The organism is Blastococcus sp. TF02A-30 (assembly GCF_003319185.1).
Taxonomy (GTDB): domain Bacteria; phylum Actinomycetota; class Actinomycetes; order Mycobacteriales; family Geodermatophilaceae; genus Blastococcus.
Genome location: NZ_QOHJ01000004.1, coordinates 373,674 through 395,073, shown reverse-complemented (window position 1 = coordinate 395,073; position 21,400 = coordinate 373,674). Strand labels below are relative to the sequence as shown.

Annotated in this window: 18 protein-coding genes and 1 pseudogene; 10 read left to right on the top strand and 9 right to left on the bottom strand. The window is 74.7% G+C overall.

What is annotated here, in order from left to right; translation table 11 throughout:
• Positions 1–94: 94 nt before the first annotated feature.
• Positions 95–976, bottom strand: a complete 882-nt coding sequence (locus DQ241_RS11495) for a leucine-rich repeat domain-containing protein (protein WP_158545920.1) — start codon at positions 974–976, stop codon at positions 95–97.
• Between the two features lie 171 nt (positions 977–1,147).
• Here DQ241_RS11495 and DQ241_RS11490 point away from each other — a divergent pair, with 171 nt between their 5' ends.
• The 3 genes from DQ241_RS11490 to DQ241_RS11480 are packed head-to-tail and all read left to right on the top strand — an operon-like array spanning position 1,148 to position 4,858.
• Positions 1,148–3,220, top strand: a complete 2,073-nt coding sequence (locus DQ241_RS11490; protein WP_233492376.1) for a bifunctional diguanylate cyclase/phosphodiesterase — start codon at positions 1,148–1,150, stop codon at positions 3,218–3,220.
• Positions 3,217–4,059, top strand: a complete 843-nt coding sequence (locus DQ241_RS11485; RefSeq protein ID WP_233492375.1) for an HDOD domain-containing protein — start codon at positions 3,217–3,219, stop codon at positions 4,057–4,059. Before DQ241_RS11490 ends, DQ241_RS11485 begins: the two co-directional genes overlap by 4 nt.
• A 19-nt stretch (positions 4,060–4,078) precedes the next feature.
• On the top strand, positions 4,079–4,858 hold the full coding sequence (locus DQ241_RS11480) for an SDR family oxidoreductase (protein WP_113830293.1): 780 nt from the start codon (positions 4,079–4,081) through the stop codon (positions 4,856–4,858).
• Positions 4,859–4,867: 9 nt separating this feature from the next.
• On the opposite strand, the gene DQ241_RS11475 is transcribed toward DQ241_RS11480, so the two are convergent.
• The 3 genes from DQ241_RS11475 to DQ241_RS11465 form a co-directional block, all read right to left on the bottom strand.
• Positions 4,868–6,151 carry a hypothetical protein gene (locus DQ241_RS11475; protein WP_113830292.1) on the bottom strand — a complete coding sequence of 428 codons (1,284 nt, stop codon included), beginning with the start codon at positions 6,149–6,151 and terminating at the stop codon, positions 4,868–4,870.
• A gap of 198 nt (positions 6,152–6,349) precedes the next feature.
• Positions 6,350–7,498 carry an acyl-CoA dehydrogenase family protein gene (locus tag DQ241_RS11470; RefSeq protein ID WP_113830291.1) on the bottom strand — a complete coding sequence of 383 codons (1,149 nt, stop codon included), beginning with the start codon at positions 7,496–7,498 and terminating at the stop codon, positions 6,350–6,352.
• A gap of 5 nt (positions 7,499–7,503) precedes the next feature.
• Positions 7,504–8,679 carry an acyl-CoA dehydrogenase family protein gene (locus DQ241_RS11465; RefSeq protein WP_113830290.1) on the bottom strand — a complete coding sequence of 392 codons (1,176 nt, stop codon included), beginning with the start codon at positions 8,677–8,679 and terminating at the stop codon, positions 7,504–7,506.
• A 148-nt stretch (positions 8,680–8,827) separates the two neighbouring features.
• On the opposite strand from DQ241_RS11465, the gene DQ241_RS11460 reads away from it, so the two are divergent.
• Positions 8,828–10,321, top strand: a complete 1,494-nt coding sequence (locus tag DQ241_RS11460; RefSeq protein WP_113830289.1) for a mannitol dehydrogenase family protein — start codon at positions 8,828–8,830, stop codon at positions 10,319–10,321.
• Here the strand turns inward: DQ241_RS11460 and DQ241_RS11455 are convergent.
• The 3 genes from DQ241_RS11455 to DQ241_RS20580 form a co-directional block, all read right to left on the bottom strand.
• Positions 10,297–11,466 (bottom strand): 4-hydroxybenzoate 3-monooxygenase, encoded by a 1,170-nt coding sequence (locus tag DQ241_RS11455; protein ID WP_113830288.1) that lies wholly within the window; start codon positions 11,464–11,466, stop codon positions 10,297–10,299. The two genes, DQ241_RS11460 and DQ241_RS11455, sit on opposite strands and share 25 nt — an antisense overlap.
• 84 nt (positions 11,467–11,550) lie before the next feature.
• On the bottom strand, positions 11,551–13,317 hold the full coding sequence (locus DQ241_RS11450; protein WP_158545919.1) for a PIG-L family deacetylase: 1,767 nt from the start codon (positions 13,315–13,317) through the stop codon (positions 11,551–11,553).
• A gap of 155 nt (positions 13,318–13,472) precedes the next feature.
• On the bottom strand, positions 13,473–14,249 hold the full coding sequence (locus DQ241_RS20580) for an IclR family transcriptional regulator (protein WP_113830287.1): 777 nt from the start codon (positions 14,247–14,249) through the stop codon (positions 13,473–13,475).
• 64 nt (positions 14,250–14,313) lie between these two features.
• Here DQ241_RS20580 and pcaH point away from each other — a divergent pair, with 64 nt between their 5' ends.
• The 6 genes and pseudogenes from pcaH (at position 14,314) to DQ241_RS11415 (ending at position 19,807) form a co-directional block, all read left to right on the top strand.
• A complete protein-coding gene (gene pcaH / locus DQ241_RS11440) occupies positions 14,314–15,060 on the top strand; it encodes a protocatechuate 3,4-dioxygenase subunit beta (protein ID WP_199584416.1) in 747 nt (248 codons plus the stop codon).
• A gap of 82 nt (positions 15,061–15,142) precedes the next feature.
• Entirely contained in the window at positions 15,143–15,793 is a 651-nt protein-coding gene (pcaG, locus tag DQ241_RS11435) for a protocatechuate 3,4-dioxygenase subunit alpha (protein WP_113830286.1), read from the top strand.
• Between the two features lie 37 nt (positions 15,794–15,830).
• Positions 15,831–17,153, top strand: coding sequence for a 3-carboxy-cis,cis-muconate cycloisomerase (pcaB, locus tag DQ241_RS11430; RefSeq protein ID WP_113830285.1), 1,323 nt, complete (start codon positions 15,831–15,833; stop codon positions 17,151–17,153).
• Positions 17,150–17,929: a 3-oxoadipate enol-lactonase gene (gene pcaD, locus DQ241_RS11425; protein WP_113830284.1), complete on the top strand. Its 780-nt coding sequence runs from the start codon at positions 17,150–17,152 to the stop codon at positions 17,927–17,929. The genes pcaB and pcaD overlap by 4 nt, the downstream gene beginning before the upstream one ends.
• Positions 17,926–18,321: a 4-carboxymuconolactone decarboxylase gene (gene pcaC / locus DQ241_RS11420; protein ID WP_113830283.1), complete on the top strand. Its 396-nt coding sequence runs from the start codon at positions 17,926–17,928 to the stop codon at positions 18,319–18,321. Before pcaD ends, pcaC begins: the two co-directional genes overlap by 4 nt.
• A 25-nt stretch (positions 18,322–18,346) precedes the next feature.
• A pseudogene (locus tag DQ241_RS11415) lies at positions 18,347–19,807 on the top strand (benzaldehyde dehydrogenase).
• A 59-nt stretch (positions 19,808–19,866) separates the two neighbouring features.
• Here the strand turns inward: DQ241_RS11415 and DQ241_RS11410 are convergent.
• Positions 19,867–20,535 carry a CoA transferase subunit B gene (locus tag DQ241_RS11410; RefSeq protein ID WP_113830282.1) on the bottom strand — a complete coding sequence of 223 codons (669 nt, stop codon included), beginning with the start codon at positions 20,533–20,535 and terminating at the stop codon, positions 19,867–19,869.
• Complete coding sequence (locus DQ241_RS11405) at positions 20,535–21,338, bottom strand: CoA transferase subunit A (protein ID WP_113830281.1); 804 nt, start codon at positions 21,336–21,338, stop codon at positions 20,535–20,537. The genes DQ241_RS11410 and DQ241_RS11405 overlap by 1 nt, the downstream gene beginning before the upstream one ends.
• Positions 21,339–21,400 lie beyond the last annotated feature (62 nt).

The following is a 21,400-nucleotide window of genomic DNA, read 5'->3' as shown; positions in this document are numbered from 1 at the left end:
TGCACGCCCGGGGGCCGCGCGGCCCCCGTCCGACCCGGTTGTGTGACCACTTCCACGTCCGTCGTCCCGCGGGGTGGGATCGGCCGGGGCGGGATCAGGCGAGCCCGTTCACCGACACCCCGGCGGCCCGCAGCTCCTCGATGCCGGTGATCCCCGTGGCGTCGGTCTCGTCCAGCCCGAGGTTGACCAGTGAGCGCACCCGCAGCAGGGGGGTGAGATCGGTCAGGGGGTTGGCGCCCAGCTGGAGCTCCTGGAGCAGCGGCGAGTCCGCGAGCCCGCCGACCTCGGCGATGCGGTTGCCGAACAGGTCGAGCACCAGCAGCGTCGGCACGGTCCCCAGCGGTGACGGGTCCACGACCTGGTTGCCGCTCAGCCGCAGCGTGTCCAGCGCCGGCAGCCCGGCCAGCGGCGAGACGTCGACGATCGCGTTGCCGCTCAGGTCGAGCGTGCGCAGCCCGTCCTTGCCGGCCAGCGCGGAGATGTCGGTGAGCTGCGCGGACGCCGCTCCCAGAGCGGTCAACGTCGTCGTCCCGGCCAGCGGCGCCAGGTCGCGGACGGGGTTCTGCGACAGGCCCAGGTCGAACAGCTCCAACCCGGCCAGCGGGCCGAGATCGGTGACCGCGTTGCCGGTGAGGGTCAGCGTGCCGAGGCGCTCCAGCCCGGCCAGCGGGCCCAGGTCGTCGATGGCGTTGCGCGGCGCGTCCAGCACCGACAGGGCCGGGAGCGCGTCGACCCCCTGCAGCGTGCGGATCGGCGCCGCCGCGGACAGCCCGTCGCAGTGCAGCTGCTCGATCCCGGCGAGGTCGCGGTCGGTGGCCCGTGAACCGGCGCCCGGGAGCCCCGCGGCGGTGGCCACGCTGGCGGCCAGCGCGGCATCGGGGAAGAGCTCGGGGAGCGGCCGTCCCGGGGCCTCGCCCTCCCCGCAGGCGGCGGTCGCCACGACGACGGCGCAGAGCACGGCCAGAGCGCGGACCACGACCGGACACGCTAGCCAGCCCACCGCGGCCGCCGGGCACCCCCGGTCCGGCATCTCCTCCTCACCCCGACGGGGGAAGCCGGCGGGTTCGGGTGGAGAAGAGGCTGGCCGCGGGCCGAAGTAGGCCCTGACGCGGTCACCCGGCCCCGTCGGGAACGGGAGGAGGACGGGGTGACCGCCGTGAGCGTGCACGACGACGGCCACGTGCCGCCGGAGATCGTCTCGTCGATCTTCTACAGCGCCCAGGTCAGCGACGTCCTCTCCCTCCTGGTCGCCGAGAGCTTCGGCCGCACGCAGCGCGTCACCTGGGGCAACGAGGGCGCCGTCCAGATGCTCGGCTACGGGCTGGACGACCTGCGCGCCATGCCGGTGGAGCACCTGTTCCCGACCCTGGGCAACGGGGAGCTCAAGCTGCTGCTCCGGCGGGAGCGCGCCGCCCGCATGACGCTTCCGGTCCGCGCCGCCAGCGGCGAGCTGATCGACACCGTCGTGTCGACGACGCCGGCACCCGGCGGGCGGATGTGGACCATCCGGCTGCTGTCGACGGCCAACGAGCAGGAGCGCGCGCTGCGCGCCACGGCCGACGCCCACGAGCGGCGCTTCTCCACGCTGACCGAGCGCTCGCCGATCCCGACCCTGCTGTCGGAGCAGGGGATGCGCCTGGCGCACGTCAACGACGCCTTCTGCACCCTGGTCGGCCGCCGGGCCGAGCAGCTGCTGGGCACCGGCTGGATCGACGCCGTGCACCCCGACGACCTCGACGCGGTCATCGAGCAGGTCTCGGCCGCGCTCGACGGCGGCGAGGTCGAGACCCAGGCCCGGCTGGTCCGCGACGACGGCACCGTCCGGACCACGGTCATCCGGTTCGCCCACCTGTTCACCCCGGGGGTGGGCGCGGGCTTCGTCGGCACCATCGAGGACATCACCGACCGGCTGGCCTTCGAGGCGCAGCTGGCCCACCAGGCCAACCACGACCCGCTGACCGGGCTGCCGAACCGGACCCTGCTGGCCGAGTACGTGGCCGGTCGCTTCCGGCCGGGCGCCGGCGGGCTGGCCTGCCTCTTCCTCGACCTCGACAACTTCAAGGTGGTCAACGACTCCCTGGGCCACGCCGCCGGTGACGAGCTGCTGGCGGAGGTCGCCACCCGGCTGCGCGCCACCGTGCGCCCCGGCGACCTCGTGGCCCGGTTCGGCGGGGACGAGTTCGTCGTCGTCTGCGAGCGGGTGGACGAGGACGACGCCGTGGCGCTGGCCGAGCGCATCTCCGTGGCGCTGGCGCGGCCGATGCGGCTCGGGGGAGTGGACGTGCGGCCCTACGCCAGCGTGGGCGTGACCGTGCAGACCGCCGAGCACGTCGCCGCCGAGGAGCTCATCCGCGACTGCGACATCGCGATGTACCAGGCCAAGGCCGGCGGCAAGGGTCGGATCACCGTGCTCGACCAGCAGGCCCGCGCCGAGGCCCGGGACAAGCTGCGGCTCGTCGCCGACCTGCGCGACGCCATCGAGCGCCGCGACATCACCCTGCTCTACCAGCCGATCTTCAGCACCGCCGACCAGCGGCCGGTCGCCGTGGAGTCGCTGGCCCGCTGGGAGCACCCCGAGCGCGGCCCGATCAGCCCGGCCGTGTTCGTGCCCCTGGCCGAGGAGAGCGGCCTCATCGCGGGGCTCGGGCTGCTGGTGCTCGACGAGACCTGCCGGCAGCTGGCCGAGTGGGACCGGCTCATGGGCCCGGCCGCGCCGCCGCGGGCCAACGTCAACGTCTCCGCGCTGCAGCTGGACGACAACCTGACCGGCCAGGTCGCCGCGGCACTGGAGCGGCACGACCTCGCGCCGTCGCGGATCTCCATCGAGATCACCGAGTCGGCGCTCATGAAGGACCCGGCGCAGGCCCGCGAGATCCTCCAGCAGCTGCGCGGCCTGGGCGTCGAGCTGGCCATCGACGACTTCGGCACCGGCTACTCCTCGCTGGCCTACCTGCGGCACCTGCCGGTCGACTGCCTCAAGGTGGACCGCTCGTTCGTCGCCGAGCTCGCCGAGGGGCACGTGGAGATCGCCGCGACGGTCATCGCGCTGGCCCGCAACCTGCACCTGTCCACGGTGGCCGAGGGCGTCGAGACCGCCGCCCAGGCCGCCGCGCTGCGCGAGCTCGGTGCCACCTACCTCCAGGGCTTCAGCCTGGCCGAACCCATGACCGGGGGGCACACCGCCGCCTGGTTCGCCGCCCACGGGGAGCGCACGCCGTGACAGTCACCCCGTTCCCCGGCGTCGACGGCCCTTCCGCGGTGCCGGTGTTCGACGTGGAGAAGGTGCTCGCCAGCATCGACACGATGGCCGCCCAGAAGCCGGTGGCCGCGCAGATCGTCTCGGTCGCCAACTCCGACGACACCAGCGCCAAGGCCCTCTCGCGGATCCTGGCCTCCGACGTCGCGCTGGCCGGCCGGGTGATGAAGCTGGCCAACTCGGCCTACTTCGGCATGCGCGGGCGGGTCACCTCGCTGCAGTTCGCGGTCACCGTCGTCGGCTTCACCACGGTGCGGACGATGGCCACCGTCGCCCTCACCGACCTGGACGACGAGTCGCGGCTGCCCGACGACTTCTGGGACCTCACCACCTGCCTGGCGCTGTCGGCGTCCACGCTGGCGCCGCGCTTCGGCGAACGCCCGCAGGACGCGCTGTGCCTCGGGCTGCTGGCCCAGATGGGTGCGGCGCTGCTGTTCCACAACGACCGCGACGGCTACGCCGAGATCATGGCGGCCGAACCGACCTTCATGGGCCGGCGGGCCGCCGAGGTGCGCCGCTACGGGGTCAACAGCCTGCGGCTGACCGCGATCGCCCTCGAGCAGTGGGGCTTCCCGGCCACGATGACGACGCCGCTCAAGCACGTCGACGACTACCGGGCGATGGAGGGCGCGCTGCTGCGCTCGTCCTTCGAGCTGGCCGCACGGCTCACGGTCGAGGACTACGAGACCACGCCGATCGTGCGGGTGAGCTGCGGTCAGCTCCGGGAGGACGACGTCGTCCCGGTCCTGGACACCGTGCGCGGCGACGCCGACGAGCTCCGCCGGGCGATGCTCGGCGAATAGCCCCTGGTAGGAACGCCGGATGACCTCGACTCCCGGCAGCATCCTGATCACCGGCGCGGGGCGGGGCATCGGCCGCGCGACCGCCGAGCTGTTCCTCTCCCGCGGCTGGCGGGTCGGGCTCTACGACGTCGACGCCGCCGCGGTGGCCGAGGTGGCCGCCGGGCACCCGCGGGCGGTGCACGGGTCGCTCGACGTCCGCGACCTCGACGCCTGGCAAGCGGCGCTCGCGAAGTTCTGCGGCGACGGCGGGCTCGACGTCCTGGTCAACAACGCCGGCGTCCTCGCCTCCGGGCCGTTCGCGGCCACCGAAGCCGCCACCCACCGCCGGATCGTCGACGTGAACGTCACCGGCGTCGTCCACGGCGCCCTGGCCGGGCACCCCTACCTGCGGCGGGCCCGGCGCGGGCTGCTGCTCAACCTCTGCTCGGCCTCGGCGCTCTACGGCCAGCCGACGCTGGCGACCTACGGGGCGACCAAGGCCGCGGTGAAGTCGCTGACGGAGGCGCTGGAGCTGGAGTGGCGCGGCGACGGGGTCCGGGTGCGCAGCCTCCTGCCGCTGTTCGTGAACACCGAGATGGTGACCCGCGACGGCCGGGGGATGGCGCCCCTGAAGAGCCTCGGGGTGCGGCTCGGTCCCGACGACGTCGCCGCCGCGGCCTGGAGGGTCGTGCACGAACGGCGGCGGCTGCCGCGCTCGCCGCACCGCACGGTCGGCCGGCAGACCCGGGTGCTCGCCGCCGCGTCGGCGGTCAGCCCCGACTGGGCCAACCGGCTGGTCGTCGCCCGGCTGGCCCGCTGACCCCGGGCCTCAGCAGGGGCCGTCGACGATGTCCTCGGCGAACCCGTCGGCCGACGGGGTGAGGCAGACCGTCTCCCCGCCGGCGGTGACCTCGACCCGCTGGCCGACGGCCGTGATCGCCAGGTCCGGGGCGATGCCCTCGTAGTAGGGCAGCACCTCGGGCAGGAAGGCCACCGACGACGGGCTGCCGGACTCCTCGGCCAGCACCGCCAGGTCCATGTCGACCCAGGTCGCGAGCGTGTACGCGTCCACCGCGCCCTCGGCGGCCTGGAGCGAGGCCGCCGACTCGAGCAGCGCGGTGGCGTCCACCGGCAGCGCACCCTCGGGCGCGGTGATCGGCTCGCCGTCGAGGACGTCGGCCCGCAGCACCAGGTGCCCGGCGGGCTCATCGAGGAACTGGGCGGCGTCGATCTCCGCGCGGGTCAGCTCGCCGTCGCGCACCCAGACCGAGACCTCGACGTCGAGGTCGGGGAGGTCCTTGACCGGCGGCAGCTGGTCGGCCAGCGCCTCGCCCTCCGCGCCGGGGAACAGCGAGGGGAGGTCGTCGCGGACCGCCCCGTAGCCCTTCCGCAGGTCCAGCTCGACCACCAGGTGGTCGCCGAGGTCGTCGTCCTCGCCCTCGCGCTGCACGGAGACGACCGACTCCTCCACGGCCGTGCCCATCAGCTCCTGGGCCTGCGCGGCCAGCTCCTCGTCCAGCGGCTCGGCGCCGGGCACGGTCTCGCCCTGGGCCTCGGCCTGCTCCAGCAGGGCCTGGGCGTCCAGCGACACCCAGTCGCCGTCGAGCAGCGCCTGCGCCGCGGCGAGCAGCGGCTCGGGCACGGTGCCGGCGGCGCCGTCCAGCCCGGCCTGCAGGTCCTCGACGTCGGACGCGGCGCTGGGCACCTGCTCGACGAAGGCGTCGACGTCGGCGCGCGCGTACGCCACCTGCCCGACCGCGCGGAGCTCGACGGGTGTCGCGTCGCCCATCTCCAGGGCGGTGCGGACGGCGTCGTCCTCCGGGTCGTCGGCGTCGGCGCCCTCGTCGTACCCGAACACGATCGACGACGAGAGCAGCGTCTCGAGGTCGTCGTCGGGCATCTCGCCGGAGTCGTCGGCCGCCTCGGCGAAGGCGCGCACGTCGTCCGCCGAGCTCGGCACCGACAGGCGGACGGCGAGCGAGGTCTCCTCGCCGAGCGCGCGGAACGCGTCCCGCAGCTGGATCTTCGGCTCGACCGAGCCGAGGCCGCAGGCGGCGGCGCCGCCGAGCAGCACGAGGGCCGAGGATCCGGCGAACAGGCGGGACAGGCGCACGGCTACCTCCGGCACGAGGGGGTGGTCGCCGCGAGCCTGGTGGTCGCGGCCTCCCGGCGCGAGCAGGCGCCCGCGTGGCGAGCGGCGCCTGGGACGGCTGGGGGTGGGGAGGCCCACCGTGACCGGAGCGTGCCGGAACGACGACCGCGGCGCCATCCCCCTGTTCGGGGACGACGCCGCGGTCGGGCAGGGCGGGGATCAGCCGGCGTACGGGGCGCCGATCGGGTCGACCGTCTCCTGGTCGCCGACCGTCCGCGCCAGGCGGTCGGCCGCCCAGTCGCCGTCGCCCAGCAGGTGGTCGATGGCGGTGAGCCGGCTGGTGTAGTGGCCGACCTTGTACTCGGCGGTGACGCCGATGCCACCGTGCAGCTGGATGGCCTCCTTGCCGATGTGCCGGCCGGCGCGGCTGCCCTGCAGCCGGGCGCGGTCCGCGGCGGAGACGACGTCGCCGCCGGCCTCCTGCACCATCGACGCCCACAGCGCGGTGCTGCGGGCCAGCTCCAGGGACACGTACATGTCCGCGGCGCGGAAGGTGAGCGCCTGGAACCGGTTGAGGGTGACCCCGAACTGCTTGCGGGTCTTGAGGTACTCGGCGGTGGTCCGCAGCGCGGTGTCCATGGCGCCGACCGCCTCGTGCGTGTAGGCGATCCGCGCCTCGGCCAGCACCCGCTCGACGGCGGCGGTCTGGTCACCACCGGTGCCCAGCAGCGTGGCCGGGGTGCCCTCGAAGCGGACGGCGGCCGCGCGGCCCCCGTCGTGGGTGCGGTAGCCGGTGCGGGTCAGGCCCGAGGCGTCGCCCTGCACCAGGAACAGACCGGTGCCGCCGTCGACGACCGCGGAGACGACGAGGACGTCGGCCCGTGCGCCGTGGGGGACGGGCTCCTTGGCGCCGGAGAGCGTCCACCCGTCACCGGCCCGGGTGGCGGTGACCGCCGACGCCGACGGGCTCCACCGGGTGCCGATCTCGGCGTGCGCGAAGGCGGGGATGGTCGTCCCCTCGGCGATGCCGGCCAGCAGCTCGCCCTTCTGCTCGTCGGTGCCGACGGCGGCGATCAGGCCGCCGGCCAGCACGACCGCCTCGATGAACGGCTCGGGCGCCAGCACCCGGCCGATCTCCTCGGCGACGATCGCCACCTCGACCGGACCGGCGTCCATGCCGCCGTGCTCCTCGGCGAAGGGCAGGCCCAGCAGGCCCATCTCGGCCAGCCGGGACCAGGTCTTCTCGTCGAAGCCCGGGTCGGTGCCGACGACCTTGCGCCGCACCTCGCTGTCGCCGTACGCGCGACCCAGCAGGCCGGCGACGGCCTCGCGCAGGTCGTTCTGCTCGCTGTCGTACTCGAAGTTCACGAAGATCAGAGCCCCAGGATCGTGCCGGCGATGATGGTGCGCTGCACCTCGTTGGAGCCTCCGTAGATGGAGACCTTGCGGTAGTTCAGGTACTGCGGCGCAGAGACCCGGGCCCAGTCCGGCACGTCCGAGCCATCCTCGGCGAACGAGGCGACCGACAGCGGCCCGGCGATGTCGACCAGCAGCTCGGTGGCCGCCTGCTGCAGCTCCGAGCCCTTGAGCTTGAGCACCGAGGACGCCGGGTGCGGCTTGCCGTCCGCGGAGTTGGCGACCACGCGCAGCGCGGTCAGCTCCAGGGCGAGCAGCTCGTTCTCCAGCTCGGCGATGCGGGCGGCGGTGCGCGGGTCGTCCAGCAGCGTGCGGCCGTCGACCGTGATCGACCGGGCGTGCTCCTTGGCCTGCGCCAGCGCCCGCTTGGTCGCGCCGACCCGGGCGATGCCCACGCGCTCGTTGCCCAGCAGGAACTTGGCGTAGTCCCAGCCGCGGTTCTCCTCGCCGATCAGGTTCTCGGCCGGGACGCGGACGTCCTCGAAGAAGACCTCGTTGACCTCGAAGCCGCCGTCGATCAGCTCGATCGGGCGCAGCGTGACGCCGGGGGTGTCCATCGGGAAGACCAGCAGCGAGATGCCGCGCTGCTTCTTCTCGGCGGTGGGGTCGGTGCGGCAGAGGCAGAAGATCCAGTCGGCGTACTGGCCGAGGGTGGTCCACGTCTTCTGGCCGTTGACGACCCAGTCGTCGCCGTCGCGCACCGCGGTGGTGCGCAGCGACGCGAGGTCGGAGCCGGCGTCGGGCTCGGAGAAGCCCTGGCACCACCAGATGTCGAGGTTGGCGGTCTCCGGCAGGAAGCGCGCCTTCTGCTCCTCGTTGCCGAAGGTGGCGATGACCGGCCCGATCATCGAGGCGTTGAAGGGCAGCGGCTCGGGCACGTTGGCCAGCTGCATCTCCTCGCGCCAGATGTGCCGCTGCAGCGGCGTCCAGTCCTTGCCGCCCCACTCCACCGGCCAGTGCGGCACGGCGAGGCCGGCGGCGTTGAGCACCCGCATCGCCTCGACGTACTGCTCCTTGGTCAGGTGGCGGTGGGCCGCGACGGTGTCGCGGATCTCCTGCGGGACCTGGGTGGTGAAGAAGGTCCGCATCTCCTCCCGGAAGGCCTCGAGCTCCGGGGACAGCTGCAACCGCATCGGTCCTCTTTCCTGACGGCACCGGCGGTGGCGCCGTCTCGACGTGTACTCCGGACGATCCCACATCTCGTACCGACGGGTAGCTCCGGGCGGCGGGACAGCGCGGAGCCGCCCGTTAGGGACGGCGGACGTGGGGAAAGGTGGCCTGGTGACCCAGCTGTCGGCCCGGACCTTGTCCTCCCTGAGCGCGTCGGTCTCCGTGCCGAGCTACGACCGCAGCCGGGTGCGCGCCGGCATCGTGCACCTGGGGGTCGGCGGGTTCCACCGCTCGCACCAGGCGATGTACCTCGACCGGCTCATGGAGCGGGGGGAGGCCCTGGACTGGGGTGTCTGCGGGGTCGGCGTGCTGCCCGGCGACCGGCGCATGGCCGAGGTCATGGCGGCGCAGGACTGCCTCTACACGCTGGTCGAGGCCCATCCCGACGGTTTCCTTGGGGCGCGGGTGATCGGCTCCGTCGTCGAGTACCTGCTCGCGCCCGACGACCCCGAGGCCGTGGTGGAGCGGATGGCCGACCCCGCGATCCGGATCGTCTCGCTCACCGTCACCGAGGGCGGCTACAACATCTCGCCGGTCACCGGCGACTTCGACGCCCGGCAGCCGGACGTCGTCGCCGACCTGGCGCCCGGCGCGCCGCCGCGCACCAGCTTCGGGCTGGTCACCGAGGCGCTGGTCCGCCGGCGGGAGCGGGGCATCGCCCCGTTCACCGTCATGTCCTGCGACAACATCCCCGGCAACGGCGACGTCGCGCGCGGCAGCTTCGCCGCCTTCGCCGCCCTGCGGGACCCGGAGCTGGGGGAGTGGGTGTCCCGGGAGGTGCCCTTCCCGAACTCGATGGTCGACCGGATCACCCCGGCGACCACCGACGTCCACCGGGCCGAGCTCTCCCGCCGGTTCGGCGTGGAGGACGCCTGGCCGGTGATCTGCGAGCCGTGGACCCAGTGGGTGCTGGAGGACCGGTTCGGCGCCGGCCGGCCGCCGCTGGAGGACGTCGGCGTCCAGGTGGTCGACGACGTCGAGCCCTACGAGCTGATGAAGCTCCGGCTGCTCAACGGCAGCCACCAGGCCATGGGCTACCTGGGGGTGCTGGCCGGCCACACGTACATGCACGACGTCTGCCAGGACCCGCTGTTCCGCCGGTTCCTGCACGGCTACATGGACGAGGAGGCGACGCCGACGCTGCCGCCCGTGCCCGGCATCGACCTGGAGCACTACAAGGCCGAGCTGATCGGCCGGTTCGCCAACCCGAACATGCGCGACACCCTGGCCCGGCTGTGCGCCGAGAGCTCCGACCGGATCCCGAAGTTCCTGCTGCCGGTGCTGCGCGCGAACCTGGCCTCGGGCGGGGAGATCCGCTGCTCGGTGGCGGTGCTCGCCGGCTGGGCGCGCTACGCGGAGGGCGTCGGCGAGGACGGCGCGCCGATCGACGTCGTCGACCCGATGCGCGACCGGCTCATGGCGGCCGCGCGGCGGCAGGGCGAGGACCCGTTGGCCTTCGTGGCCGACCGGGAGCTGTTCGGCGACCTGGTCGACGACGAGCGCTTCGTGGAGGCCTACCGGTCGACGCTGGCCCTCATCCGCAGCCGCGGCACCCGCGCGGCCCTGGAGGAGGTCCTGCGTCAGCCGATGGGCAGGCCGGTGTAGTTCTCGGCGAGCTCGCGCGCGGCCGCCTCCGAGGAGCACACCCGCTCCAGCTGGGAGAGCTGGAGCTGGGCGTCGAAGTCGTCGCCGGAGCGGTGCAGCATCGAGGTCATGAACCAGGAGAAGTGGGTGCACCGCCACACCCGGCGCAGCGCCGTGTCGGAGTAGGCGTCGACGAGGTCGCTCCGGCCCTCCTGCAGCAGCCGGACGAGCGCGGTGGCCAGCAGGGTGACGTCGGCGACGGCGAGGTTGAGCCCCTTGGCGCCGGTCGGGGGCACGATGTGCGCGGCGTCGCCGGCCAGGAACAGCCGGCCCCGGCGCATGGGGGCGCTGACGAACGAGCGCATCGGCAGGATCGACTTGTCCGTGACCGGCCCCCGGTTGACCGACCAGCCGTCGAGGGCGAACCGGGTGTCGAGGGCGTCCCAGATCCGCTCGTCGGACCAGTCCTCGATCTTCTCCGACGGGTCGACCTGCAGGTACAGCCGCGAGACCTTCGGTGAGCGCATGGAGTACAGCGCGAAGCCCTCGGGGTGCCAGGCGTAGATGAGCTCGTCGGTGGCCGGCGCCGCGTCCGCCAGGATGCCCAGCCAGGCGTAGGGGTACGTGCGCTCCCAGGTGCGACCCCGGCTGCTCTCCTGCACCAGGGTCCGCGAGGGGCCGTGGAAGCCGTCGGTGCCGGCGATCACGTCGCACTCCAGCAGCTGCGGGTTGCCGTCGGCGTCGGTGAACCGGATCCGGGGGGAGTCGGTGTCGACGTCCTCGGGCTGGACGTCCGACACCTCGAACAGCAGCGGCGGCCCGCCGTCCAGCTGCGCGGCGATCAGGTCCTTGACCACCTCGGTCTGGCCGTAGACCCACACCGTGCGGCCGCACAGCTCGGGGAAGTCCAGCTTGTGCCGGGTGCCCGGGTACTGCAGGTAGATGCCGGAGTGCTCGAGGCCTTCGCGGTGCAGCCGGTCGCCCAGCCCGACGGCGCTCAGCGTGTCGACGGTGTGCTGCTCGAGGATGCCCGCCCGGATCCGCGCCTCGACGTAGTCGCGCGAGCGGTTCTCCAGCACGACGGAGTCGATGCCCTGCAGCGCCAGCAACCGCGAGAGCAGCAGGCCGGCCGGGCCGGCGCCGATGATCCCCACCTGAGTCCGCACGGGGGGAGTGTGACCCGGGCCGCCCCTGTCGCGTAGCTGCGGCTTCCCCTCAGTGGAAGTCGCGCGCCCGGGCCAGCCGTGCCGTCAGTGGGCCGGGGCGACGTCCCGCCAGGGCGTCCAGCGGCCGGCGGCCGACCGGGTGCGCTGCCGGATCCCGCCGTCGGCGTCCAGGACCGCCACCACCAGCCGGCCGTCGGGCGTGGCGGCCACGGTCGGGACGTCGGGGGTGAACCCGCCGAGGTCGGTCCAGGGGCCGTAGCCGCTGTCGGGGGCCTCCTGCACGGCCACGGAGACCCCTCCTCCGCCGTTGCGCACCACGGCGGCGATGCGGCCCTGCACGGTGGCGTTGGCGACGGCGCCGATCCCACCGTGCCCGCCGAGGTCCGCGCTCGAGCGCCAGGCGAAGTCGGCGTCCTGCCAGCTGGTGGCGACGGTCGCCGAACCGGCCCGGCGGTGGTGGATCTCGGGTCGCCCGTCGGCGTTGACCGCGAACGTGGCGCTGCCGGCCGGGGCCAGTGCCGGGACGGGGCCGCGCAGGAGCCCGCCGTCGGGCACCGCCTGGCGCCAGAGGACCAGCCCGGTGCGCGTCGCGGCGACCACCTCGATCCGGCCCGTGGCGTCGAGCAGCGCGTCGCAGGGGTCCTGCAGATCGGTGCCGCCGAGGTCGAACCAGGGGTGCCACCCGCCGTCCAGGGTCTCCCACCGGCTCGACAGCCCGCCGCCGGCGTTGACCACGAAGACCTGCAGCCGGCCGTCGGCGTTCGGCACCAGGGTGGGGGTGCCCACGTAGCGGGAGCCGGCACCCGGGTCGGGAGTGCCGAGGTCGGTCCACCCGCCCCCGGTGATCGGGCGCACCACCGTGCGCCCGTCGTGGGTCCGGGCAGCGACGTGCGGGGCGCCGTCCGTCCCGCAGGCCGCGATCACGGCGGTCACCCCGGATCCCGGGTCGTCCGGGCCGAGGTCGCCCGGGCCCCGCCACGTGCCGGGTCCGTGCCAGCACGCCACCCGGCCGTCCCGCACGGCCAGGAGCCACACCACGCCGTCGCCGTCGGTCACCGCCCAGCGCGTGCCCCGGGAACTGCGGTGGTAGGCGCGGTCGGTGGCGCCGAAGACGTCGGCCGCGGCGGGGTCCCACGGCTGGTACTCGTCGGCGAACAGGGTGCGCTTCCGGGCCCGGGTGGCGGGGGCGAGGTTCACCGGGTGGTGGCCGACCCCGTAGTCACGGTGCTCGACGAGGGAGGGCAGCCACGTCCCGCCCTGCTCCCGGTAGCGGGCGGCCGCCGCGACGGCCAGCGCGGCCGCCGCCCGGTGGTCGGGGTGGGACGACGGGGTGTCGTACCGGTGGTCGGCGAACAGCTCGGTCACGTGGAGCACCGTCGGCCGGTGCCGCTCCATCAGGCCCAGCAGCACGGTGACGGCGTCGCCGGCGTCGTAGGGCTGCGGCTCGGCGACCAGCCCGCCGGCCGCGGGGACGGTCAGCAGCGTCGCCCCGGAGAGCAGCTCCGCGAGGTGGCCGTCGGGCAGGCCGACGAAGACGACCCGGACGTCCGGCCGGTCCCGCAGGGTGAACTCCTCCACGTGCCGGCCGCCGACCTCCACCACGACGCCGTCCCACTCGTCCTGCAGCGGGAGGTCCGCGGTGCCCGCGGTGGCCCGGTAGGCGTCCTGGATGCCGCGCTGCCGGTCTCGGGCGCGCAGGGCGGCCGGGCCCACGGGCAGCAGGGCGTCCCCGGCGCTGACGTAGACGACGCAGGTCGGCACCCCGGCATGGATGCCGGCGTCGAGATCCGGGTTGAGGAACAGGAGGTCGTCGTCGGGGTGGGCCACGACGGCCAGCACCGCGGCGCTCACCCCGCCGGCCCCGCGCGCCCGGGAGCGCACCGGGCGGTGCGCCGCGGAGCTGCCAGGACGACCACCGTGCCTCCGCTCGTCGCGCGCCGTTCCCGCATCATCCGCGGCGCGGTCCTCGGCGGGAAGGGGTGGCGCAGCCGCGGGCGGCGTGGGCCTCAGGTGAAGTCGCGCGTCCGGGCCAGCTCCCGGCCGATGCCGCGGGCGGCCACCTCGAGGACCGGCACCAGCCGGCCCAGGTCGCGACGCTGCGGGGGGACGACGACGCCCAGGGCCGCGACGACGACCGGCCCGTTGTGCCGCTCCACCTGCACCGGCACCGCCAGCGACGCCGCCCCGGGGGACATCTCCTCCGACGTGCGGGCGTACCGGCGCCGGCGGACCTCGGCGAGCTCGCGCCGCAGCCGGGCCGGGTCGACGACGGTGTGCCTGGTCATCCGGGCCGGTGAGCGCAGCGCCTGCTCCACGACGTCGTCGGGGGCGGCGGCCAGGAGCACCTTGCCGACGCCGGTGGCGTGCAGGGGGAGCCGGGAGCCGACGGTGCTGAGCACCGGGACTGACTCGCGGCCGGAGATCCGCTCGACGTAGAGCGCGGACAACCCGTCGCGGACGGCCAGCTGCACGGTGTCGCGGATCGCGGTGTGCACGTCGGAGAGGAAGGGCGCGGCGACCTCGCGCAGCTCGGTCTGCACGGTGGCCAGCAGGCCCAGGTCCCAGAGCTTGCGCCCGATCTCGTAGCGGCCGTCGGCCCGCCGCAGCAGCGCGCCCCACTCGGTCAGCTCACCGAGCAGGCGGTGGGTGGTGGTCAGCGGGGTGCCGGAGCGCTCCGCGATCTCGGAGAGCGTCAGCTTGCGCGAGGTGGTGCCGAACGAGTCAAGGATGGCCAGCGCCCGCGAGGTCACCGAGCGCCCCGGTGCGGTGGTGCGTCCGGCCATGTCGTCTCCCGTCCAGTGGAAGTGTGCGCTTGGGACCATAACCGGCGGGCCGTACGGTCCCGGCATGACCGGGACCACATCGGGCGGCGGGCTGCACCTGCCGGGCTACCTGCGCGAGCCCGCGGAGGCGCGCACCCCGCTGGCCTTCCCGGGGTACCGCAGCACCGCGCTGCGCGCCCCGCTGCGCACGCCGGTCGACCTGCCGCAGCGGCTGACCGAGGTCACCGGTCCCGTGCTCGGCGAGGACCGGGTGCTCCCGCACGACGCCGACCTGACACTGCGCCGCGGCGGCGAGGCGCTCGGCCAGCGGATCCTCGTCCACGGCCGGGTGCTGGACAGCGACGGCCGCCCGGTGCCCGACGCCCTCGTCGAGGTGTGGCAGGCCAACGCTGCGGGGCGCTACCGCCACGTCGTGGACAACTGGCCGGCCCCGCTGGACCCGCACTTCGACGGCCTCGGCCGGGTGGTCACCGACAGCCTGGGCCGCTACGAGTTCATGACGATCAAGCCGGGCGCCTACCCGTGGGGCAACCACCACAACGCCTGGCGGCCGGCGCACATCCACTTCAGCCTGTTCGGCCGGGCCTTCACCCAGCGCCTGGTCACCCAGATGTACTTCCCGGACGACCCGCTGTTCGGCCAGGACCCCATCTTCAACGCCATCCCGGCCGCCGCCCGGCACCGGGCGATCAGCCGGTTCTCCCTCGACCGCACCCAGGACAACTGGGCGCTGGCGTTCGAGTGGGACATCGTGCTGCGCGGCAGCGAGCAGACGCCGTTCGAGACCGACGACGACGGAGATGTCGCGTGATGACAGCCGAGGGAGCATCGCAGGGAGCGCCGGCGACCGAGGAGCGGACCGAGGCGCGGAATCACGCCGGAGGTGTCGCGTGATGACAGCCGACCCGCTGGACGTCCCGCCGGACCCGGCCGACCCGTTCCAGCCCCGCTCCGGGCAGCGCGGCAGCGGCTTCCTCACCGGGCCGCTGCGGCTCGGGACGACGCCGAGCGCCACGGTGGGGCCCTACCTGGCGATCGGGCTCACCTGGCCGGACGGCGAGTGGGCCGCGGCCGAGGGGACCGCGGGTGGCTTCTGGATCCGCGGCCGGGTGGTCGACGGCGCCGGTGACGTGGTCCCGGACGCGATGGTGGAGACCTGGCAGGCCGATCCCGACGGGCGGTTCCCGTCGCCGGAGGACCCGCGGGGGCCCTCGTCCTACCCGGGCTTCCGCGGGTACGCCCGCGCGCAGACGCGCACCGGCGAGTTCGCGGTCTTCACCCTCAAGCCCGGCCGCGTGCCCGACGGCGGCGGCGGGCTGCAGGCGCCGCACGTCGACGTGTCGGTGTTCGCCCGGGGGCTGCTCGACCGCGTCGTCACCCGCATCTACTTCGCCGACGAGGCGCAGGCCAACGCCGAGGACGCCGTGCTGCGGGCGCTGCCGGAGGACCGGCGCGGCACGCTGCTCGCGACCCCGGCCGAGGACGGGTACCGCTTCGACATCCACCTCCAGGGCGACCGGGAGACGGTGTTCTTCGCGGTATGAGCCGGTCCGCCGCCCGCCCCTCCGGTAGGAACGAACCGTGACCACCCTCTTCGACGGGACCTTCGCCCGCGGGGGAGCGGCCGCGGCCGTCTCCGACGCCGCGTGGCTCGACGCGCTGCTCGACGTGGAGGCCGCGCTGGCCCGCGCCGCCGCCCGGCTGGGCCTGGTCCCGGCCACCGCCGCCGACGCGGTGGGCCGGGCCTGCGCGGAGCCGGCCGGGCTCGACGTCGCCTCGGTCGTGGCGCACGCGGCGGACGCCGGCAACCCGGTGCCCCCGCTGGTGACGGCGCTGCGGGCCGCGGTGGGGGAGCGGGACGCCGCCGCGGTGCACGTCGGGGCCACCAGCCAGGACGTGCTGGACACCGCCCTGGTGCTGCTGGCCCGCCGGGCGGTCACCGCGATCGACCGCGACCTCGCGGTCGCCGCCGAGGCCGCCGCCGGACTGGCGCGCACCCACCGCGACGACGTCGTCATGGGCCGGACGCTCCTGCAGCAGGCGCTGCCGACGACGTTCGGGCTCAAGGCGGCCGGCTGGCTGGCCGGGCTGGACGGCGCCCGGGCCCGGCTGCGGGCGGTCGACGCCGCGCTGCCGGTCCAGCTCGGCGGCGCGGTCGGCACGCTGGCCGGTCTCGACGGCTCCGGCGTCGACCTGCGGGCGGCGCTGGCCCAGGAGCTGGGGCTGGCCACGACCGCCACCGCCTGGCACACCGTGCGGCTGCCGGTCGCCGACCTGGCCGGCGCGCTGGGGGCGGCCGCGGGGGTGGTGGCCTCGACGGCCCTGGACGTGGTGCTGCTGGCGCAGACCGAGGTGGCGGAAGTCGCGGAGATCAGCGCCGGGCGCGGTGGCTCGTCGGCGATGCCGCACAAGAACAACCCGGTGGCCGCCATCTCCGCCCGCGCCTGCGCCCGCCGCGCACCCGGGCTGGTCGCCACGCTGCTGGCCGCGATGGAGCAGGAGCACGAGCGCGGGGCCGGCACCTGGCACGCGGAGTGGCCCACGCTGACCGCGCTGCTGGCCACTGTCGGCTCGGCCGCCTCCTGGCTGGCGGAGAGCCTGGAGTGCCTGCGCCCCGACGTCGACCGGATGGCCGCGACGGTCGCCGCCGCCGAGGAGCCGGCCCTGGCCGCCGCGGCCACCGACGCGCTGACCGGGCGCTACGGCCGCGGGGCCGCGCACGAGGCGGTCGCCGGCGCCGCGCACACCGCCCGCACCACCGGGCGGCCGCTGGCCGAGGTGCTGCGCGAGCGCGGCGACCTCGACGTCGGCGCGCTGCGCACCGCACCGGACACCGGCGAGGCCGGGGCCCAGGTGGACGCGGTCCTCGCCGCCTACGACGCCGCGACCGGGGGCCAGCGGTGACCGCCGTCGCCGTCGCGCACGCCGTCGCGGGCCCCGCCGACGCGCCGGTCGTCGTCCTCTCCAACTCGCTGGGGGCGACCCGGGGCATGTGGGACCCGCAGGTGCCGGCGCTGGCCGAGCGCTTCCGCGTGGTCACCTACGACACCCGGGGCCACGGGGAGTCGCCGGCGCCCGCCGGGCCGTACCGGCTCGACGACCTGGTCGACGACGTCGTCGCGCTGCTCGACGCGCTCGGGGTGCGCCGGGCGCACGTCGCCGGGCTCTCGCTGGGCGGGATGACCGCGCTGCGGCTGGCCGCCCGCGAGCCGGCCCGCGTGGCCGGGCTCGCGGTGCTGTGCAGCTCGGCGAGGACGGACCCGCAGGGGTTCCTCGACCGCGCGGCGCTGGCCCGCGCCGAGGGAACGGCGTCCTTCGCCCCGGCCGTGGTGAGCCGCTGGCTGACCCCGGCGTTCGCCGCGCAGCACCCCGACCTGGTCGCGCGACTGGAGGCGATGGTCTCCGGCGCCGACGACGAGGGCTACGCCGCCTGCGCCGAGGTGGTCGGCGGGATCGACCTGCGCGCGGACCTGGGGCGGATCACCGCGCCCACCCTGGTGGTCTCCGGCGCGGAGGACCCGGCGCTCCCGCCGGAGCACCAGCGGCTCATCGCCGAGGGCATCCCGGGAGCCGGGTTCCTGTCGGTGAGCCCGGGGGCGCACCTGGCCAACCTCGAGCAGCCGCAGCGGGTGACCGGTGCGCTGCTCGCCCACCTCGAGAGCGCGGGAGCGACCCCATGAGCGAGCCCACCACGGACGACGCGCGGCGCGAGGCCGGCATGCGCACCCGGCGGGAGGTGCTGGGCGACGCCTGGGTGGACCGGGCCGTCGCCGGCACGACGCCGTTCACCGCCGGGTTCCAGGACTTCATCACCCGCACCGCCTGGGGCGACGTCTGGCAGCGCCCGGGCCTGGCCCGCCGCGACCGCAGCCTGATGACCCTGTCGATCTGCATCGCGCTGCGGCACTGGGACGAGTTCGCCCTGCACGTGCGCGCGGCGAAGAACAACGGGCTGAGCGACGACGAGATCGGCGAGGTCATCCAGCACGCCGCCGTCTACGCCGGTGTGCCCGCGGCCAACCACGCCTTCAAGGTGGCCGGCCCCATCCTCGACGAGATCCGCAACGGCTGAACGACGACTGGAGAAGGAGCCCGACATGGCACTGCTCGACGACGGCGCGTGGCACGGCAAGGTGTGGACCGGCGCCTGGACCGACGGCAGCGGCGGCACCTACGACGCCGTGGAGCCGGCCACCGGGGACGTGATCGCCCCGGTGGGGAAGGCGACCCCGGAGGACGTGCACACCGCCGCCCTGCGCGCCGTCGAGGCGCAGAAGGCGTGGGCCGCCCTGCCGTTCGAGGAGCGTGCCGCCGTCCTGCGCCGGGCGGGCGACGTGCTCGCCGCGCACGCCGACGAGATCAAGGGCTGGCTGGCCCGGGAGTCCGGTGCCATCCAGCCGTTCGGCGACTTCCAGGTGCACACCTCGGCGCAGGAGTGCTAGGAGGCCTCGGCGCTGCCCTCGCACCCGTACGGCGAGCTGCTGCGCACCGGTGCGCCCCGGCTGTCCTTCGCCCGCCGCGTGCCGGCCGGCGTCGTCGGGGTCATCGCACCGTTCAACGTGCCGACCATCCTGGCCATCCGCGCGGTGGCACCGGCGCTGGCGCTGGGCAACGCGGTCATCCTCAAGCCCGACCCGCGCACCGCCATCTCCGGCGGCGCGATGTTCGCCCGCGTCTTCGAGGAGGCCGGGTTGCCGGCCGGGGTGCTCCAGGTGCTGCCCGGCGGCGCCGACGTCGGCGAGGCGCTGGTGGTCGAGCCGGCGGTGCGGATCATCGCCTTCACCGGCTCCACCCGGGCCGGGCGCGCGGTCGGCGCGCTGGCCGGTCAGCACCTCAAGCGGGCGCACCTGGAGCTCGGCGGCAACTCCGCGCTGGTCGTCATGGGCGACGTCGACGTGACCGCCGCGGCCTCGGTGGGCGCGTGGGGCACGTTCGCCCACCAGGGCCAGATCTGCATGGCGACCTCTCGGCACCTGGTGCACGAGTCGATCGCCGAGCAGTACACGTCGATCCTGGCCGAGAAGGTGGAGAAGCTGCCGGTCGGCGACCCGTTCCGCGAGCAGGTCGCGATGGGCCCGCTGATCGACGCCGGTCAGCGCGACCGGGTCCACGGCCTGGTCACCGCGTCGGTCGAGGGCGGGGCCACGGTGCGCACCGGCGGCACCTACGAGGGGCTGTTCTACCGGCCGACCGTGCTGGGCGACGTCCCCGTCCACGCGCCGGCCTACCAGGAGGAGATCTTCGGCCCGGTCGCCCCGGTGACCCCGTTCTCCTCCGTCGACGAGCTGGTGGAGCTGGCCTCCGGCACCGAGTACGGGCTCTCGCTCGGGATCCTGACCCGGGACGTCTACGCCGGGCTGCAGCTGGCCGAGCGGATCCCGACCGGGCTGGTGCACATCAACGACCAGACGGTGAACGACGAGGCGGTCGCGCCGTTCGGCGGGGTGGGCGCCTCCGGCACCGGCTCCCGGCACGGCGGCCCCCAGGCCAACATCGAGGCGTTCACCGAGACCCAGTGGGTCACCCTGCGCGGCGACCTCCCCGCCTACCCCTTCTGACCCGGCGAGCGTTCGGTACCGAAAGCTGGGAGCTCCGGCTTTCGGTACCGAAAGCTCGTTCAGACGCCGGCGGGGAGGGGCATCTCGCGCAGGTCGTCGGCGACGGTGAGCGGGGCGCCGGTGGCGGCCTGCACCTCGTCGACGGTCACACCCGGGGCGGTCTCCCGCAGCACCAGCCCGGCGTCGGTGACGTCGATGACGGCGAGGTCGGTGACGATCCGGTCGACGCAGCCCTTGCCGGTCAGCGGCAGCGTGCACTCCTGCACGATCTTGGCCGACCCGTCCCGGGCGACGTGCTCCATCATGATGATCACGGTGCGCGCGCCGTGGACCAGGTCCATGGCGCCGCCCATGCCGTTGACCATCTTCCCGGGGATCAGCCAGTTGGCCAGGTCGCCGCGGACGTTGACCTGCATGGCGCCGAGGACGGCGACGTCGAGGTGCTTGCCGCGGATCATCCCGAAGGACATCGCCGAGTCGAAGTAGCTGGCCCCGGGCAGGACCGTCACGGTCTCCTTGCCGGCGTTGATCAGGTCGGCGTCCTCCTCGCCCTCGAACGGGTACGGCCCGACACCGAGCACCCCGTTCTCCGAGTGCAGCACGACGTGCACCCCGTCGGGGACGAAGTTGGGCACCAGGGTGGGCATGCCGATGCCAAGGTTCACGTACTGGCCGTCCTCGAGCTCGAGGGCGACGCGGGCGGCGAGCTGGTCGCGGGTCAGGGCCATCAGGCTGCTCCCTCGGTGGCTTCCTCGCCGGCCGCGGCGGGGACGCCGGCCGACGGGCGGGGACGGGTGGTGCGCTTCTCGATCGGCTTGTGGTCGCCGCCGACCACCACGACGCGGTCGACGTAGACACCGGGCAGGTGCACGTGCTCGGGGGTGAGGTCGCCGGGCTCGACGAGCTGCTCCACCTCGGCGATGGTGATCCGCCCCGCCATCCCGGCCAGCGGGTTGAAGTTGCGCGCCGACTCGTGGAAGTAGAGGTTGCCGTGCCGGTCGCCCATGAGGGCGTGCACGAGCCCGAAGTCGGCGGTCAGCGCGGTCTCCAGCACGTACTGCTGGCCGTCGAACTCGCGCACCTCCTTGGGCCGGCTGGTCTCGACGACGTTGCCGTCGGCGTCGTACCGGATCGGGATGCCGCCGTCGGCGACCAGCGTGCCCACGCCCGTGGGCGTGTAGAACGCCGGGATGCCGGCGCCGCCGGCGCGCAGCCGCTCGGCCAGCGTGCCCTGCGGGGTGAGCTCGACCTCCAGCTGCCCGGACAGGTACAGGCGGGCGAGCTCCTTGTTGCCGCCGACGAACGAGCTGATCGTCTTGCGGATCCGCCCGGCGTAGAGCAGCACGCCCAGCGCGGCGTCGTCGACCCCGCAGTTGTTGGAGATGGTGGTGAGCTCGTCGGCGCCCTGCTCGAGCAGCGCGTCGATCAGCGCGAACGGCACGCCGCAGAGGCCGAAGCCGCCCACGGCGAGGACCGAGCCGGCCGCGATGTCCGCGACCGCCTCCTGGGCGCTGCCGATGACCTTGTCCACGTCAGCCCTCCCGGACCGGGGGCCGCACGGCCCGCGTCGACAACGTGTGCCTCGGTTCCACT